The organism is Clostridium sp. CTA-5 (genome assembly GCF_054768135.1).
In genome coordinates this window covers 786,079-802,426 of sequence record NZ_BAAAAT010000001.1, presented here as the reverse complement: position 1 = coordinate 802,426, position 16,348 = coordinate 786,079, and the positions used below count along the sequence as shown (strand labels likewise).

Below are 16,348 nucleotides of genomic sequence, written 5' to 3'. Positions count from 1 at the left end.
ATTATTTCACCTCATCCATCATAATAAGATACATATAAGCATCTTCAAGAGTAGGTTCTACAACTTGTACAAAAGCTGGTAAAATTTTTGCTACAATACGGCAGGTAATTCCTCGAGATGTATTAACTCTAGCTGTGACCTTATATTCATGATTAGTAGTTTTTTCTGCTTTCTCCTTAAAATAAGTGCTTACTGTTATTTTTTCTTCAAATACCCCAACATGATTATGAGCTAGAGCAATTAATTCCTCTGGTGTACCTGTAAATAGAATATGACCATGATTAATAACAATCAATTTATCACAAACTGATTGTACATCTTCAATTATATGAGTAGATAATAAGACAATCTTATCCTGTGCAGTTTTAGAAAATAAATTACGGAAATTGATACGTTCTTCTGGATCAAGTCCAACGGTTGGTTCATCAAAAATTAATACTTCTGGATTTCCTATAAATGCTTGAGCAATACCTACACGTTGTCTTTGACCACCAGATAAAGTAGAAATACGTGCTTTCCTTTTTTCTATCAGATTAGTTTTTTTAATTACATCATTAATAATCTTTTTTCTATTCTTTATTCCTTTAAGTGCTGCTATATAATCAAGGAATTGCCATACTGTAAGCTCGTCATAAAGTCCAAATGATTGAGGCAAATATCCTAAGCGTGTCTTTAACTTTTTTTCATTTTTAAGCAAAGGTACATTATCTATAAGAATCTCTCCACTAGTTGGTATTAGTCCTGCTACAAGTAGTTTCATAAGAGTTGATTTTCCTGCTCCATTAGGACCCAAAAGACCAATAAGGCTTGGCCTTTCCATTTCTAAAGAAATATCCTGCAATACCTTTTTACTTGTTTGGTAAGTCATATTTAAATTTTTAAATGAAATTTTCATAATTCTATTATCCTTTCAATTTAATATCTAGTACAAAAACATATATCTTAGTAAAATGCTAAATTAATAATTTTTAATCTTTTATATTTATTGTTTTTAATTATTAATTCTCATATGATAAATAAGCTTATATATTATTGATTATGTGGTTAAAATATAATAACAAATATAGTAATTATCCCCTTATAAGTTGCACTTTTATAATACACAATATTTTATAAGAAAATTATAATAAAAGTAATGGCAATCCTAAAAGCTTTCTAAAGATTTTCTAAAGACTACTTTTTTGTAATTCATAATATAGAATAAATTCCAAAATAAAAACAAAAAAAATACCTGAACTAATCCAGGTATTTTAATTTAGAATTATCTTTAATAAGATAATTTAAAATTTAACAATTGTTTTCCTTATCTTATTCTTTTAATTATTTATTTCTTAAATTCAATTATTACTTTAAATAAATCACCATCAACATTAATATCAAAACTTCCACCTTGAATTTCAACAAAACTTTTTGCTATTGCAAGACCGAGTCCTGATCCATCTGTATTACGTGATTTATCTCCTCTTACAAATCTTTCAGATATATCTTTTGCATTAAAATCAATTTCTACAGAAGACATATTCTTTAATATAATTTCTACACTATCTTCTTTTTCTAAAATATCTATATATACTCTAGAATTTTTCATCGCATATTTAATTATATTGTTTATAAGATTCTCAAAAATCCTAAATGTTTTTTGACTATCTAGATTTAATATAACTTTATTTTCCGGAAAATTATTTCTAAAAATCAATTCAGATTTCTTTATTTTATCTTCTAATTCAATCTCTGTTTGTCTCATTAGTTCTACTATATCTACATTAACTAAATTTAAGTTAATATTTCCACTTGTTGCTTTACTTACCTCAAATAAATCTTCAATTAAAAATTTTAATCTTTGTGATTTTTTATCTAATGTATTAATATAAGATTGCCTATCCTCTTCAGCTATATTTTTATTTTTTAATAAATCAATATAAGTTATTATTGATGTAAGAGGTGTTTTTAAATCATGAGATACATTTGATATAAGATCAGTTTTCATCTTTTGACTTTTAACTTCTTCATCAACAGCCTTTTTAAATCCCTGTTGTATTTTTTCTATTTGTTGTTTGAAAGGATTAAAGAAGCCTAAATCTTCATTTATTTCAATATCCAAGTTTCCTTCTGCAATTTTATTCGCAGCACCCAGAAGTACTCCATATTTCCTCTTAATATTGTCTAAATATTTTCTAAATATAAAAAATAATATTAAAGTATATATAATACACGGTACTATTCCAAATATCCACATAGAACAACTCACCAAAAGTATAATAAAATTAACTCCAAGTATTTTAATAATAAATTTATTTGATTTATCAGTTAAATCTATATTTTCTATACCTTCAATAAAATTATTTATTCTATTCTTTAATACTTTGAAAGCCTTAATAATAAATAAATTTTCTTTAAAATATTTTACTATTCCAATATTTAATATGTGTTTTAAAAGCATGCAATCTATAAATATAAAATAGATTATAAGTGACCATACAATTATGTTTACTATAATTCTTAAAAACCAATCAAATTCCGAGCTTATCTCTGATATCATCCACCCTCTACAAAGAGTACCTTGCAATGTTTGCAAAATAATAGCGCTTGAATAAAAAACTGAAATTACACCAGCCCATCCCAATATAAAAAGATTAATTTCAAATGGAATTTTAAAAAATATTTTAATTCCAAATACATCTTTACCTTTTTTATAAGGAATTAATAATGCTATTGCTAAAATAAAACTTAATATTATTTTTGAAATTGATACTAGTTTTTCCCACTCTAGATTTGCTGCACATCCTCTTATTAAACTTATATTATCTTTATATTCTAGCTCCTTAGGTATTCCATAAACAAAAATAGTATTCTTTATTGTATTAAATTGAATATCATTTGAATAATTAAAATAAGATTTAAAATTAAAATTTGAAAATATCTTTTTTATTTCAAATTCATCAATTCCATAAACTTTTTTTATTGTTAATAATCCATCATTATTGAATTGTATAATAATATAAAAATCATATTTGTTCTCCAAAGCTTTAATATCATCATTTTTTAAATTTTCATTTAATAATATAGTTAAATCATTTTTCGTATTTGTTCTTATAATATTTTCTTCTTTATCCAACACTAAATAATCTAAATTTTTAAGAGCTTCATTTAAATATTCATCCCAAGATCCTAATTCAGAATTTATCTCGTTAATTACTTTGTCATAATTATCAGTTTTATTAGATTTAAGATATGCTGTTCCATAACTTAAATTTTCTCCTTGTTCTCTTTCTAAAACATCTTTATACAATACAAAGTTACCTTGATACATACCAGTTAAAAGACCTTCATTTTCATAAGGAGAAGATATACCTCTACTACAAATATTTTTTATTTTTGGATAAGTAGATATTATTATTGTGGAAGTTATAATTAATATTATTATTGCTATTATATTTATAAAATAAGGTTTTTTATAGTTTTTCAATTTTGTATCCAACACCCCACACCACCTTTAAATATTTGGGATTTTTAGGATCTAGTTCTATTTTTTCTCTTATATTTCTTACATGTACCATAACAGTATCAGTATTAATAGCATTTTCATTCCAAACTTGCTCATATATTTCTTCTGCCGGAAAAACTCTTCCAGGATTTTTTATAAGTAAATGTAATATTTTAAATTCTATAGGAGTGAATTTCAATAAATTTCCATCCACCATAACTTCTTTAGTTTCAGTATTTAATTCAAGTCCACCTATTATAAACGTATTATTATTTTCAGATTTATTTATAAGATTCAAATATTTAGAATACCTTCTAAGTTGAGAATTAACTCTTGCTAAAAGTTCCATTGGATTAAATGGCTTTGCAACATAATCATCTGCCCCTATATTAAGTCCCATTATTTTATCAATTTCTTCTGATTTTGCTGAAAGCATGATAACTGGGAAATCATAGTTTTCTCTAAGCTTCATAGTCATCTTAATTCCATCCATTTTTGGCATCATTATGTCTACAATTGCTAAATGTAGTTCCTCTTTATCTATAATTTCTAAACCTTCTATACCATTGTGTGCTTTAAAAACGTTGTATCCTTGATTATTTAAATATATTTCAATAGCATCTGCTATCTCTTTTTCATCTTCTACAATTAAAATATTATATAAATTCATTATTATTTAAACACCCTTACTTAATTTTTATAATTTATAATACCTAATTAAAGTGTAATAATTTATAAATTATTTGTATGCAAAATTCTTTTGCAACCATCTTTTGTATTTAATATATCTTTTTTCTTTCTCTATTTTTACAACAAACCTCCTTTTAATAATATCAATACCATTCAATCTTAATATTATAAATACCCAACATATACTGTATGAATATCTAGATTGTGACTCAATAATTGAATAAAGAAATCCATACCCACAAAATATTATATAAAATAAATTTATCTCTTTATTTTAATTGCCACAATACTCTAAGTATAAATTTAATAACTAAAATTAACAATACTACCTTATTTAAACCCATATTTATATTTATTACTTTATAACCAATAAATAGTGATACAATCACTACAATGAAGAAAACTACTACACTAATATTAAAACTAATTAACTGTACAAATATCATTCCAAAACTAACTATAAAAATAATACCAAACAAAACTTTAAATGATGAATGTACAAAATTTGTAAATATATCGCTAAATCTATTCATATATATCTTATTTATAGAGTCCATATATAAATAAAGTAATTTTATATAATGTATTTAATTTATTTGGTTATTAAATGTATTACTTCTTTGACTATAGTAAAATTATATATTTACTAATTAAAAATAAGCTTCAAAAAAATCGAAAGATTTTCTAAAGAAAAATATAAAATTCTATAAATTGACATAAAAAGTTTACAATGTGATAATTAAATCTAAAAGTTAAAATTTTTATAATATTTAAAAATAAAAAAAGTTAACTTAAAAGACATTAAAAGTCATATCAAGTTAACTCTTTTATAAACTAAAAATATAATAATTATTTTAAAATCCTCTCCATTACATCATTAAGTTTTGTAATAGAGTCCTGATTATTATCTCTAACTAATTGCTCTATACAATTTGACATATGAGATTTTAGTATTATCTTGCCAGTATTATTTAATAGTGATTTAAATGATTCTATTTTTATTAACGTTTTATTATCCATATCTTCTTTACAATAGATATTTTCTAATATCTCAGCATGTCTTATTATAATTAATATCATTTTTATAATATAAGTTTCACTATAAATAATATTCTCTTCCAAATTACCTCCTATTAATTGTTTACAAAAAATTTAGTTTTTTAACTATATTACTATATTATATATTGTTAGATAAAGTATAGTGATAATTAATTTCTTACTTATTGAAGTAATTGTATAAATAACCATTTTAATAATTAAAATTTTGATAATACTATAAGTATATTAAATTTTAAGGAGATGATGGTTTTGCATAGTCAAAATAAGAAGGTATATTCAGAAAAAAATTATTTAAAAAATGGTAACAAAACACAAGGACAAACAGCTAAAAGTAGCTTTAATACTACTTTAGAAAAACCTGCATTAAATGAAAGTGGAATTGATGCTAAAAAGAAAGGGTTTTAAATAATAAAATATTAATATCACTATAATAATCTAAATAGGACTATCTTAAAATTATCAAAGTTATTTTTAAAGATAGTCCTTATCTTATTACCCCTTTTTATGTTTGTGTAATATTTATTAAATATTATTATGTTTTTTAGTAATACTTATTTTTAATAAAGTATTTACAGTTATATAAAAATCTATTAATAAATATATTATTAAAATTGGAATTATAACATAAAAAATATTATTATAACTATTATATATATTATTAATAAATGGTTCAAAATATTTCAATCCAAAAAACGTTAAAAAAGCCCAATATATTGAAAATCTTATACTTATTAATCCATTTAAATTGTATTTAAGATTAGAATAATCCCAATATTTTTTATTAAAAATAGACTGCAAAATATCTCCACTGATATATTCTACAATTGATGGAATTAATAAACATAATATTAATATAATTATACTATTATTGTGAAAATAATTTTTAAATATCACCAAAATACTTACAGCTATTCCATACATAGGTTTAAAAGGGCCTATTAAGAATCCATCTTCCTTGAATTTATGTTTTTTATAAAAACAATAAACTTCTTCAATAATCCAGCCTAAAAAAGAATAAATAACAAAACTAAATAATGTGTAATAGATTAAATCCAAAACTTTCACCATTCTTTCAATATTCTTTTTGTTTAAAACTTTAAAAGTTATCAAACTAATACTAGTATTGGCATAAATTATTAAATTTATTTATTAAATTACTTACTTTATTGTTATTAACTGATATAATATTTTTAAGATATTAGTAAATATAAAGATATATTTAAAATAGTATTTATAAACAAATATCAAAACTGAATTAAACCACAGCCAAATAATATAATTCAATCCGTTTAACATAAACTACACGGATATCTTTAGGAGAAATAACAATGGAAAAACTATTTTATGAAAATCAATATTTAAAAACTTTTACAGCAGAAATTGCAGAAATTAAAGAATTGAATGGTAAATTTCATGTTGTTTTAGATAAAACAGCTTTCTTCCCTGGTGGTGGAGGTCAATATTGTGATTTAGGAAAAATCGAAGAAATTGAAGTTTTAGATGTATATGAAAAAGATGGACTTATATATCATGTATTAGAAAAGAAACCTATAAAAATACATAAAGTTAAATGCTCTTTAGATTGGAAAAGAAGATCTAATGGTATGAATCAGCATTTAGCACAACACATTTTATCAGCATGCATCTTTAAGCTTTTTAATATAAACACTATTGCTGTACATCATGGAAGTGAAATTAGTACTATAGACTTCAATGCACGTTTAACAGAAGAACAAATTAAAGAGTGTGAAAAATTTGCTAATAATGTGATATCTGAAGCTTTAAAAGTTGAATTTTTAACTCCAACAAAAAGAGAACTAAAAAATATGAATCTTAGAAGAAAATTACCTAATACAAATGAAGAAATCAGAGTCGTAAAAATTGGTGATTTGGATATGGTCGCTTGTTGTGGAGTTCATCCAAGTTCTACATTAGATTTACGACTTATAAAAATAAAAAAATATGAAAAACATAAACAAGGTACTAGAATTGAGTTTTTAGCTGGTGAAAAAGCTGTACAGGATTCCTTCTTAAAAGATGAATTTACAAATTCAATATGTAAATATTTAAATCGTAATGAATACGAAGCAATAAATGGAATAAAAAATTTAAGTAATAAGCTAAAAGAAACCAATGAAGAAAATAAAAAATTAAGAATTGAATTGTCTACATATGAAATTAAAGATATGATTGAAAATGCTTATAAAATTGGAGAGATTAAAATTATAAAATCCATTTATACTAACCAAAATATTAAATATGTAAACAATCTAGTATCTAAGCTCACTGAATTTGAAAATATAATTACTCTTATTGCTATACATTCTAATGAAAAAGTAAACCTTATATTTTCATGTTCTAAAAATTTAAATACTTTAAATATGGGTGAAATATTAAAAGATGCAATAAGCCTTATAGATGGCAAAGGTGGCGGAAGTCAGACTTTAGCACAAGGGGCTGGAAAAAACAATTCTAATTTAGATGGTACATTAGATTATGCATTTAATAAAGTAAAAAATAACTTTCTTTAATAAAAAAGTGTCTTTCTGTTTTATTAACTTATATTCAAATATAAGTTATACTAATATTTAATTTTAAAGAAGAATATTATAAAAAATCAACCACTATCTCTACAACTCTAAAGGTTGATTTTTTTAATTCTTTTTCATTATATATAATTATAAGTTTATCTTATAATAATGTTTGAATTAATTCTTTTGCTGGAGATGGTAATACCACTGTACCTATGATATCTCCACTTTCTACAAGTTTAGTTTCAGCTGCTTCTACTGCGGCCTTAACTGCTGATACCTCTCCTGTAAGTATTGTATAGCCTTTTCCACCAAGACCTCTTGCTATCCTTATTTCTAACAATTCCACATTTGCTGCTTTTAAAGCTGTATCTCCTGCAATTACAGACGCAACAGCAGATATAGTTTCTATAATACCTATTGAAGATATTTGATTTAGATCAGATGTAGCTGTTATTGCTGGGAATACTTTTTCATGTACACTTGCTATAATATAATCGCTTATAAGATAATTATGTCCAACTTCTCTACCAACATTTACAGCATTTGTTACATCACCTACATCACCTGCTATTATTACTATATATTTTCCAGGGCACATTGGGGTTGATAATGTCAATTCAACATTTGCTGATTTAACCATTTCGTCGGCTGCTTGAATTCCTTTTGCTATACTTTTAAATTCTAGTAATCCAATAGATCTTTTCATCATTCTTTCTCCTTCCCATTAAATCTTACCTAGATATAACAATACTATCATCTGTAATTTCTTTTATTATTCCACTTATACTAGCATGGATTTTAGCTCCTAATTTATCACTAGCAATATCTCCAATAAGATCTCCTTTTTCTACCTTATCTCCAACCTTAACAACTGGTTCCGTCTTAGCCCCTATATGTTGTGATCTTAAAATTACAACCTCTGAAAAGTCATATTCACTTTCTTGAATAGGCGCTTCAGCATCGTATTGTTCAATATTTAATCTTTGTTTAAGTTTATGAACTGGAAATTTTCTATACTCTCTAAAATCATCTGATTTTTCTGGTGCATTATGGTTAGGGTTTTTTATTCCATTTTTAGCTAATTCGCCTTTAAAAAAGCTATTTAATTTCCATGGTTGAAGTCCCATAACACATACCTGTTCACAAAGTCCACATTCACTACATAAAAAAGCTGTAGTTGGCAATATATCTTTGCTACATGTTCCTCCATAGCTTGCAATTCTCATCATTTTGTCTGGTTCCATTTTATGTCCTAGTAAGTGTCTTGGACATACTTCCGTACACATAGAACAATGACAACATGCTGCTCTTGCTTGCTTTAACATAGACTGAATATTTTTCTTCTTTGATAATACTATATTATGATTTTTAGGTATTACTATTAAACCTTTTGTATTTTTCTTTATAGGTCTATCTATGTTTTCTATTAATTTGCCCATCATAGGACCACCATCAATAATTTCAAAATCATCTATTAAAGTTCCTCCAGCTAAATCAAGAGCTTGTCTTACAGAAATTCCTATAGGTACTTTTACTGTAATAGGATTTTTAACTTCGCCAGTTATAGTTAAATATTTATCTGTAACAGGTTTTCCTTTAAGTGCGTTATATACATTAAGTAATGTTTCAACATTAATAACTATAACTCCAACATTTAATGGAATACCACCCTCAGGTACAACCCTTTTAGTAACTTCATAAACGGTGACTTGTTCATCACCTGCTGGATAGAAATTACCAAGTTCAAACAGCTCTAATTTTGGATATTCTCCAATTTTTTCACTTAAATGCTTTATAGCAGCTTTATATTTTCCTTTTAAGGCAACGACCCCTTTTTTCGCCTCAGTTTCATCTACTATTTTATTTAATGCATATAAAAGTTCACTTGCTTTTTGATCCATTAACTGTTGATCCACTTTAAGTAACGGTTCACATTCTGCACCATTAACAATAACATACTCTACTTTAGCATTTAATTTCACATGAGTTGGAAAACCTGCACCACCGGCGCCAATTAACCCACCATCTTTTATTAAATCTAAAAAGCTTTTTTCCACAAACCTCATCTCCAATTCTATTTAATAGAGAAATTATCTACCATTACACATCTTCTTTTTCTTGTAAATGTTTTTGCAGATGTTAAGCCTTCACCTGTTGGTCCTGCAATAGTAAATGTTCCATGTCCTTCTGCACCGTAACCAATTCCTGCATACGAAGGTGCATTTTTAACAAATATAGTTGTTTGTACAGCTTTAGCAAATTTACTTAAGTTATCTATATGCTTTGAGTGCATTATAGCTGTATGCCTGTTTCCATGTTCAAGTTTAACGCCTAAATCTATCGCTTCATCTATATTTCTGACTCTAATTATAGGAAGTATTGGCATCATAAGCTCTTCAACTGCAAATGGATGATCTTTATCAACTTCTGCAAAAACTACTCTTATGCTTGGATCTATATTAATACCTAAATGACTCATAATATAATCAGCATTTTTTCCAACAAATTTCTTATTAACAGTTCCATTTTCAGTTAATACTAATTTTTCTAATTGTTTAATTACATTTTTATCAGTTATTTCAACAGCACAGTATTTTGACATACATATCTTTAAGTAATCAGCTACTTTATCAACTACTATTACTTCTTTTTCACAAATACATGGTAAATTATTATCAAAACTGCAACCATCTATTATATCAACAGCTGCTTTTTCTATATCAGCAGTTTCATCTACTACTACTGGAGGATTACCAGCACCTGCACCTATAGCTTTTTTACCACTTGACAATGCTATTTTAACTATACCAGGACCACCAGTAGCACAAATCATATTAATCTTTGGATGGCTAAGCATTATATTTGTACTCTCAATACTTGGCTTTTTAACAGTAACAATAAGATTTTTAGGTCCATTTACTTTTTCTATTGCTTTATTAATAAGTTGAATAATAAATACTGAAACATCTTTTGCTCCTGGATGTGGTGAAAATACAACCGTATTTCCAGCTGCAAGCATAGATATACCATTATTTATTATTGTTTCTGTTGGGTTTGTTGATGGTGCAATAGCGCCTATAACTCCAAATGGAGACATTTCATAAAGAGTTAATCCTCCATCACCAGTTTTAACACCTGCTTCAAGATCTTCTACTCCAGGAGTTTTATCCAAGGCAAGGTTGTTTTTAAGTACTTTATCTTCATATCTTCCCATACCAGTTTCTTCAAATGTTCTTCTAGATATTTCTTCTACATTTTTTCTAACTTCATCTTTAAACGCTTGAATTATTTGAGTTCTCCTATCCAACCCAACTTTTCTGTACTCTTGTTCTGCTAACCATGCATGCTCAATAGCATCATTCATATCATCAAATACACCAAACTCTCCTTCTGAAGTCATATTCAAATTTGCAATGTCCATTATTTTCTTTTCTATATCTGCAATTGGATTTTTAGCTGTAGATTCTGTTCCAACTGACGTAGCAACTTGAGTATTTCCTGTAAGTTCTTTGACAACATTTTTAACTATACTTTCTATATCAATCATATTAAAATCATTCATTAAATCGTTCCCCCTACTTTTCTATTTATTAATTATTTGCCTCAACGCTATCTACGATAGCTACAATTGCCTTATCTATAGGCGTATCTTGATTATTAAACACCTGACGTGCTGATCCACCGCTTGTTACCAATACAACTTCTCCACAACCTGCTCCAACAGAGTCTATTGCTACTTCACTCTCTCCTACTGGATCATAATCTGTATTTAACGGTTGTACCACTAATATCTTTTTACCTATTAGTCCTTCATTTTTAGTTGTAGCAACAACTACTCCAACTACTTTTGCTAAATACATATTTTTGTACCTACCTTTTTATAATTTGTATTCCAAGTTCATCAATTAACTCTTTTGCAAGTGCTGTAATTATTGCATTACTTGGAACTACAATATTTTTACTTTCTGAATTTGAAACAATATCCTCTCTAGAAATAACTTTTTTACTTATTTTACATTCAAAAGATGTTTCTTGTGCATCAGTACACTGAGACTTATATATATAATTATTAATTGATATTTTATTATCAACCTCATCACTTTCTAAAATATTTCTTACAGATTCATTATTAATTACAAAATTAAACAAATCTTTTGAATTTAATAATTCTATTCCATATGATTCAATCATCTCTAAATATCTTTTAATCATATTTATATATGAGATTGGTACTTTTCCATTTATATTTAACATTTTTAAATCAATTGCATCTTTCGAAATTATAATTTGGGTTCCATTTAAAATACATTTTGATATAAGCGCTGTAGGTAAAGTATCTCCAATGCCATTTGATATTTTAGCTAAAGAATTTATGCTTAAGTTTGCCCCTATTAATAATTCAAAATCTTCTTCATATAATTTTTTATTGTTACTATGATTTCCATCAATATATATATTCCCTTCACCAAAAATATCATTTATGATATTCATATCAAGTATATTTAATGCTGCGTCTGATAAAACCGCCTTGAAACTTATACCTTGATATTTAAGTTTTTTTATTTGAATAATACTTTCTTCTATTCCAATAGAAGTACCTGTAAAAAATACAATTGCTTTTTTACTATTTTTATAAGTAGCTTTATCACCTATTTGATTCATTACTTCATTTAAAACTACCTTAACAAGTTCATCAAAATTCAAATTTTTCACCTCACTTAATGCAGCTAACAGCAATACCTAAAGGTGTAACTAACAAAGGTCTACTTGATTTTATTGTTTTAATACCTATAACTTTTTTAAATACATTTTCAAATTCACTAAAGCTACAAGCACCTCCAACAACATATATTTTTTTAACATCATATCCTTCTAAATGCCTTTTAACTATATGAGCCATCTTTTCTATAACAGGCTTTACAAGCAAGAAATTATCCTTTTCTCTATTAGGATCCTTTTTAATTTTTTCTGCTTCTTCAAAAGATATATTATAATTTCCTGCAATAACTAAACTCATATGAGTTCCTCCAGTAGGCTCATCAGCAGTATATAGTACCTTACCATCTTTTAAAATACTTACTCCCGTTGTTCCCCCACCAACATCAACAACTGCACCATCAGTAATTCCAAGAACTGCAGCTGCTGCTGTTGGTTCATCAACTATACTAACTACTTCTATATCTGCTGCCTCTAAGACATTTGCTATTGCCTTTACATTACCATTTAAAGTACCTGGTGGAATAGCTGTTGAAGCATACTTTATTTCTTTACCTAAAATTTTCTCTACTTTAGATTTTAAATTTCTAACAATCTCTATTGCACCAATGTAATCTACTACTAGACCATCTTTTACAACAGATGCTGAATATGATGCACCTGCAACTGGATTATCAAATTCATCAACTACAGAAAGTACAATATTTGCTGTACCTAAATCGACTCCAACTTTTATATTATTGTTATATTCACGGAATTGCTCATCCTTTATTAAATTATAGAAAACATCTAACTTCTCATTTTTATCAAATAAACTCATAGCTAAACCCCTTCAACTTTGGTTATTTTTATTCTGTCTCCATTTTTTAATCCTGAAGCATTTGCTTCTTCAATATCAATGTGCATCTCAGGAACAAAATCATCCGAAACTCTAATTACTACATTGTGAAAAGTTAACTTTCTTGGACCATAACTTGTTACACTTACCATCTCTCCATCTCTATATCCATACTTATTTGCATACTCTGAAGATAAATGAATATGTCTTGAAGCAACAATTACACCACTATCTATTTTAATTTCACCTTTAGGACCTCTTAATAATATTCCTGGAGTACCTTCAAGTTTTCCTGATTGTCTTATTGGAGCATCTATTCCCAGCTTGATCTCATCAGATATTGAAACTTCTAATTGAGTAGATTCTCTTAATGGTCCAAGTACTCTTATTCTTTCAAAATATCCTTTTGGCCCAATTGCTTCAACTGTTTCATCATAAGCATATTGTCCTGGTTGTTTTAATTCTTTCTTTATACTAGGTTTATATCCCTTTCCAAATAACTCCTCGAGTTCTCTTAGACCAAGATGAATATGTTTATTTGAGATTCCTACGGGTATTAAGCTATCATCATATTTATTCAATTCTTTTAGTACTGCATTTGTAACAGCTAGTACAATTTTTTCTATATCTACTTGAACCATGTGAAACCTCTACCCCTTTCTTATATTAAGCATTAGCTTGTGGTAAAATTTTCTCTGTATCCATGTGTGGTCTTGGTATTACATGAATTGACACCACTTCTCCAACTTTTTGTGCTGCTGCTGCTCCTGCGTCTGTTGCTGCTTTTACTGCTCCGACATCTCCTCTTACCATTACTGTAACTAATCCTGAACCTATTTTTTCATATCCTACTAATGTTACATTTGCACTTTTCACCATTGCATCTGCTGCTTCTATAGCCCCTACCAATCCTTTTGTTTCAACCATTCCTAATGCATCTCTCATATAAAAATCCTCCTTATTTATTAATAATTTTTAGTGTTTACTTTCTATTATTAACTAATGACTTATTAAAATATTTTAAAATTATCTTTAAGATTTACTAAAGAATAAGTTATTTATAAAATATTATCTTGAATCGGGAAAATTAATCTTTTGATTTGATAATTAATTACTCAACATTTACTTTAGGTATTAATTTTTCTGTATCCATATGTGGTCTTGGTATTACATGAATTGATACTACTTCTCCAACTTTTTGTGCTGCTGCTGCTCCTGCGTCTGTTGCTGCTTTTACTGCTCCAACATCGCCTCTTACCATTACTGTAACTAATCCTGAACCTATTTTTTCATATCCTACTAATGTTACATTTGCACTTTTCACCATTGCATCTGCTGCTTCTATAGCCCCTACCAATCCTTTTGTTTCAACCATTCCTAATGCATCATGCATAATAATATCCTCCTCTTATTTTTTAATATCATTAAAATGTATACAAGAATTCCTTGGCTCTCCTTTTTTTCTTGAGCACTTTGGATCCATACACAAATTACACGTTATTTTATTTTTTTCTTTAATTAATTCTATTTTTTGATAATCATACTCTGAAGTTCTTATTTCTTCCGTCTTATTAGTTTTTTCTTCTTTGTATTCTTTTCTAGAATCTGTTTCTAAAATTATTTTTTTTGAATTTTTATTATCTAAATTTTTATTATTTTTTTCTTTTAATGAATTTAATCCAACATTATCATAATTAAATATCATCTTTTCAAGTTGATTATTAGGTCTAGGAATAATAGATGTCCCTAAGACTTTATTTACCATTTTTGCTGAAGTACAAGCTGATTCAACAGCAGCTTTTACTGCACCAACATCTCCTCTAACTTTAACCACAACTGTTCCACCTTTTGAATTTTCATATCCAATAAGTTCTACATTAGATGATTTAACAGCTATATCAGCAGCCTCTATCCCTGCTACAAGTCCAACAGTTTCAATAAGTCCCAAAGCAAAACTTTCCAGATTCATCACCCCCTTTAATTACGTTAGAACTTTAATTATTTACGATTAATATTTATTTTAATAAGTATAATTTAAAGCTTATAAATTTACCTATATAACTTTTATAAATTAATCTAAGCTTATAATTTTAGGTTCTAAATAAGTGTATTAAATATATGGATCTGTTTGTGAAATAGGTATACTTCCCATTTTAGATAAAAGTTTAACTCCTATTTCCCTTGCAGATATCATAGCTTGCTTAACAGCTTCTGAATCTCCATAAATAGTTGTAACACATTCGTTAGTATGACTAGTTTTATATGATGGTGACCAGTATTCTAATATTTCAACATTTGATGATTTTAAAGCTGTATCACTAATTAAAAGTCCTATTGCAGCTGGAGCTCCTACAATTATTCCAAATGCTTTTCCAATAGGTGCTTTAAATGCTTTATGGCATGCATAACTTGCTCTTGCAGTATATTGAAATTCTAAATGTCCACATTCATTCATATAAAGATTTCCAAAAGTCCTATTTAAATCATTTAAAGTTATTTCAACTGCTTGTCTTACATCAGAAATATCGTCTGAACCAAATAAAATTAAAATTCCATGTCCAGCTCCACCTTTTGTATCTCTTGCAAGTTCTATATTTATAACTTCTACATTAGTACCTTTAACTGCCTCATCAGCTGAAATTATTTGTGCACCTGCACCTGTTCTTGCTCCTATTATTCCAATTGATTTATATTTCTTTTCAATATTCATTTTGTTAAGTAAAGAACAATCAATATTTGCTATAACAAGTCCTATAGTATCACCTAGGGCAGTTCCTACAAACTCAGTGATCTGATTGTCAATTTTAAATTTATTATTTTTTATATTTTCTGAAGAATTACTTTTAATTTTATTGTTTGATTCTACTCTAGTATTTTCAAATATTTTATTATCAACTGTATTTTTTTCACTTTTTAATGCTTCTGACATAATCATGTTCATTAACTGGTCATTCAAATTTTATCTCCTCCTTAGAATTTATCCTATAATTATTACCTGCATAATAAATACATCTTTTCTTGGATAAA

General features: G+C 26.8%; 18 protein-coding genes. 2 read left to right on the top strand and 16 right to left on the bottom strand.

The genetic code is table 11. The features are described 5' to 3' along the window. Position 1: 1 nt before the first annotated feature. The 4 genes from ACYUET_RS03750 to ACYUET_RS03735 form a co-directional block, all read right to left on the bottom strand. Complete coding sequence (locus tag ACYUET_RS03750) at positions 2-895, bottom strand: ATP-binding cassette domain-containing protein (protein ID WP_460277902.1); 894 nt, start codon at positions 893-895, stop codon at positions 2-4. Positions 896-1,324: 429 nt separating this feature from the next. After that, on the bottom strand, positions 1,325-3,481 hold the full coding sequence (locus ACYUET_RS03745; RefSeq protein WP_460277901.1) for a sensor histidine kinase: 2,157 nt from the start codon (positions 3,479-3,481) through the stop codon (positions 1,325-1,327). After that, on the bottom strand, positions 3,453-4,154 hold the full coding sequence (locus ACYUET_RS03740; protein WP_460277900.1) for a response regulator transcription factor: 702 nt from the start codon (positions 4,152-4,154) through the stop codon (positions 3,453-3,455). The genes ACYUET_RS03745 and ACYUET_RS03740 overlap by 29 nt, the downstream gene beginning before the upstream one ends. An 869-nt stretch (positions 4,155-5,023) precedes the next feature. Beyond that, entirely contained in the window at positions 5,024-5,296 is a 273-nt protein-coding gene (locus tag ACYUET_RS03735; RefSeq protein ID WP_460277899.1) for a metal-sensing transcriptional repressor, read from the bottom strand. A gap of 186 nt (positions 5,297-5,482) precedes the next feature. Here ACYUET_RS03735 and ACYUET_RS03730 point away from each other — a divergent pair, with 186 nt between their 5' ends. Next, positions 5,483-5,638 carry a hypothetical protein gene (locus ACYUET_RS03730; RefSeq protein WP_460278241.1) on the top strand — a complete coding sequence of 52 codons (156 nt, stop codon included), beginning with the start codon at positions 5,483-5,485 and terminating at the stop codon, positions 5,636-5,638. A 117-nt stretch (positions 5,639-5,755) separates the two neighbouring features. Here ACYUET_RS03730 and ACYUET_RS03725 read toward each other — a convergent pair whose 3' ends face one another. After that, the gene (locus tag ACYUET_RS03725) at positions 5,756-6,298 is read right to left on the bottom strand and encodes a putative ABC transporter permease (protein ID WP_460278237.1); all 543 of its coding nucleotides are present in this window, start codon (positions 6,296-6,298) and stop codon (positions 5,756-5,758) included. A gap of 263 nt (positions 6,299-6,561) precedes the next feature. Between ACYUET_RS03725 and ACYUET_RS03720 the strand changes: the two genes are divergently transcribed. Further along, the gene (locus ACYUET_RS03720) at positions 6,562-7,764 is read left to right on the top strand and encodes an alanyl-tRNA editing protein (protein ID WP_460277898.1); all 1,203 of its coding nucleotides are present in this window, start codon (positions 6,562-6,564) and stop codon (positions 7,762-7,764) included. A gap of 160 nt (positions 7,765-7,924) precedes the next feature. On the opposite strand, the gene ACYUET_RS03715 is transcribed toward ACYUET_RS03720, so the two are convergent. The 11 genes from ACYUET_RS03715 to pduB all read right to left on the bottom strand — a co-directional run bounded on the left by ACYUET_RS03715 (position 7,925) and on the right by pduB (position 16,277). Next, entirely contained in the window at positions 7,925-8,473 is a 549-nt protein-coding gene (locus tag ACYUET_RS03715) for a BMC domain-containing protein (protein WP_460277897.1), read from the bottom strand. Between the two features lie 25 nt (positions 8,474-8,498). Continuing rightward, complete coding sequence (locus ACYUET_RS03710) at positions 8,499-9,824, bottom strand: 4Fe-4S dicluster domain-containing protein (protein WP_460277896.1); 1,326 nt, start codon at positions 9,822-9,824, stop codon at positions 8,499-8,501. 17 nt (positions 9,825-9,841) lie between these two features. Beyond that, complete coding sequence (locus ACYUET_RS03705) at positions 9,842-11,329, bottom strand: aldehyde dehydrogenase family protein (protein ID WP_460277895.1); 1,488 nt, start codon at positions 11,327-11,329, stop codon at positions 9,842-9,844. Positions 11,330-11,357: 28 nt separating this feature from the next. Beyond that, positions 11,358-11,627, bottom strand: coding sequence for a EutN/CcmL family microcompartment protein (locus ACYUET_RS03700; RefSeq protein WP_460277894.1), 270 nt, complete (start codon positions 11,625-11,627; stop codon positions 11,358-11,360). A 10-nt stretch (positions 11,628-11,637) separates the two neighbouring features. Continuing rightward, a complete protein-coding gene (locus ACYUET_RS03695) occupies positions 11,638-12,480 on the bottom strand; it encodes a flavoprotein (protein ID WP_460277893.1) in 843 nt (280 codons plus the stop codon). Position 12,481: 1 nt separating this feature from the next. Beyond that, on the bottom strand, positions 12,482-13,303 hold the full coding sequence (gene eutJ, locus ACYUET_RS03690; protein ID WP_460277892.1) for an ethanolamine utilization protein EutJ: 822 nt from the start codon (positions 13,301-13,303) through the stop codon (positions 12,482-12,484). A 2-nt stretch (positions 13,304-13,305) separates the two neighbouring features. Next, positions 13,306-13,962: a phosphate propanoyltransferase gene (locus tag ACYUET_RS03685; protein ID WP_460277891.1), complete on the bottom strand. Its 657-nt coding sequence runs from the start codon at positions 13,960-13,962 to the stop codon at positions 13,306-13,308. Between the two features lie 25 nt (positions 13,963-13,987). Then, the gene (gene pduA, locus ACYUET_RS03680; RefSeq protein ID WP_219778554.1) at positions 13,988-14,266 is read right to left on the bottom strand and encodes a propanediol utilization microcompartment protein PduA; all 279 of its coding nucleotides are present in this window, start codon (positions 14,264-14,266) and stop codon (positions 13,988-13,990) included. A gap of 166 nt (positions 14,267-14,432) precedes the next feature. Further along, positions 14,433-14,717 (bottom strand): propanediol utilization microcompartment protein PduA, encoded by a 285-nt coding sequence (gene pduA / locus ACYUET_RS03675; protein ID WP_460278236.1) that lies wholly within the window; start codon positions 14,715-14,717, stop codon positions 14,433-14,435. A 12-nt stretch (positions 14,718-14,729) separates the two neighbouring features. After that, on the bottom strand, positions 14,730-15,290 hold the full coding sequence (locus ACYUET_RS03670) for a BMC domain-containing protein (RefSeq protein WP_460277890.1): 561 nt from the start codon (positions 15,288-15,290) through the stop codon (positions 14,730-14,732). A 141-nt stretch (positions 15,291-15,431) separates the two neighbouring features. Continuing rightward, on the bottom strand, positions 15,432-16,277 hold the full coding sequence (pduB, locus tag ACYUET_RS03665) for a propanediol utilization microcompartment protein PduB (protein WP_460277889.1): 846 nt from the start codon (positions 16,275-16,277) through the stop codon (positions 15,432-15,434). Between the last annotated feature and the right edge of the window lie 71 nt (positions 16,278-16,348).

Coding starts and splice junctions, on each gene's coding strand:
- pduA (WP_219778554.1), bottom strand. CDS start 14,266: ATGAGAGATGCATTAGGAATGGTTGAAACAAAAGGATTGGTAGGGGCT.
- ACYUET_RS03700 (WP_460277894.1), bottom strand. CDS start 11,627: ATGTATTTAGCAAAAGTAGTTGGAGTAGTTGTTGCTACAACTAAAAAT.
- ACYUET_RS03705 (WP_460277895.1), bottom strand. CDS start 11,329: ATGAATGATTTTAATATGATTGATATAGAAAGTATAGTTAAAAATGTT.
- ACYUET_RS03685 (WP_460277891.1), bottom strand. CDS start 13,962: ATGGTTCAAGTAGATATAGAAAAAATTGTACTAGCTGTTACAAATGCA.
- ACYUET_RS03720 (WP_460277898.1), top strand. CDS start 6,562: ATGGAAAAACTATTTTATGAAAATCAATATTTAAAAACTTTTACAGCA.
- eutJ (WP_460277892.1), bottom strand. CDS start 13,303: ATGAGTTTATTTGATAAAAATGAGAAGTTAGATGTTTTCTATAATTTA.
- ACYUET_RS03750 (WP_460277902.1), bottom strand. CDS start 895: ATGAAAATTTCATTTAAAAATTTAAATATGACTTACCAAACAAGTAAA.
- ACYUET_RS03670 (WP_460277890.1), bottom strand. CDS start 15,290: ATGAATCTGGAAAGTTTTGCTTTGGGACTTATTGAAACTGTTGGACTT.
- ACYUET_RS03715 (WP_460277897.1), bottom strand. CDS start 8,473: ATGAAAAGATCTATTGGATTACTAGAATTTAAAAGTATAGCAAAAGGA.
- ACYUET_RS03740 (WP_460277900.1), bottom strand. CDS start 4,154: ATGAATTTATATAATATTTTAATTGTAGAAGATGAAAAAGAGATAGCA.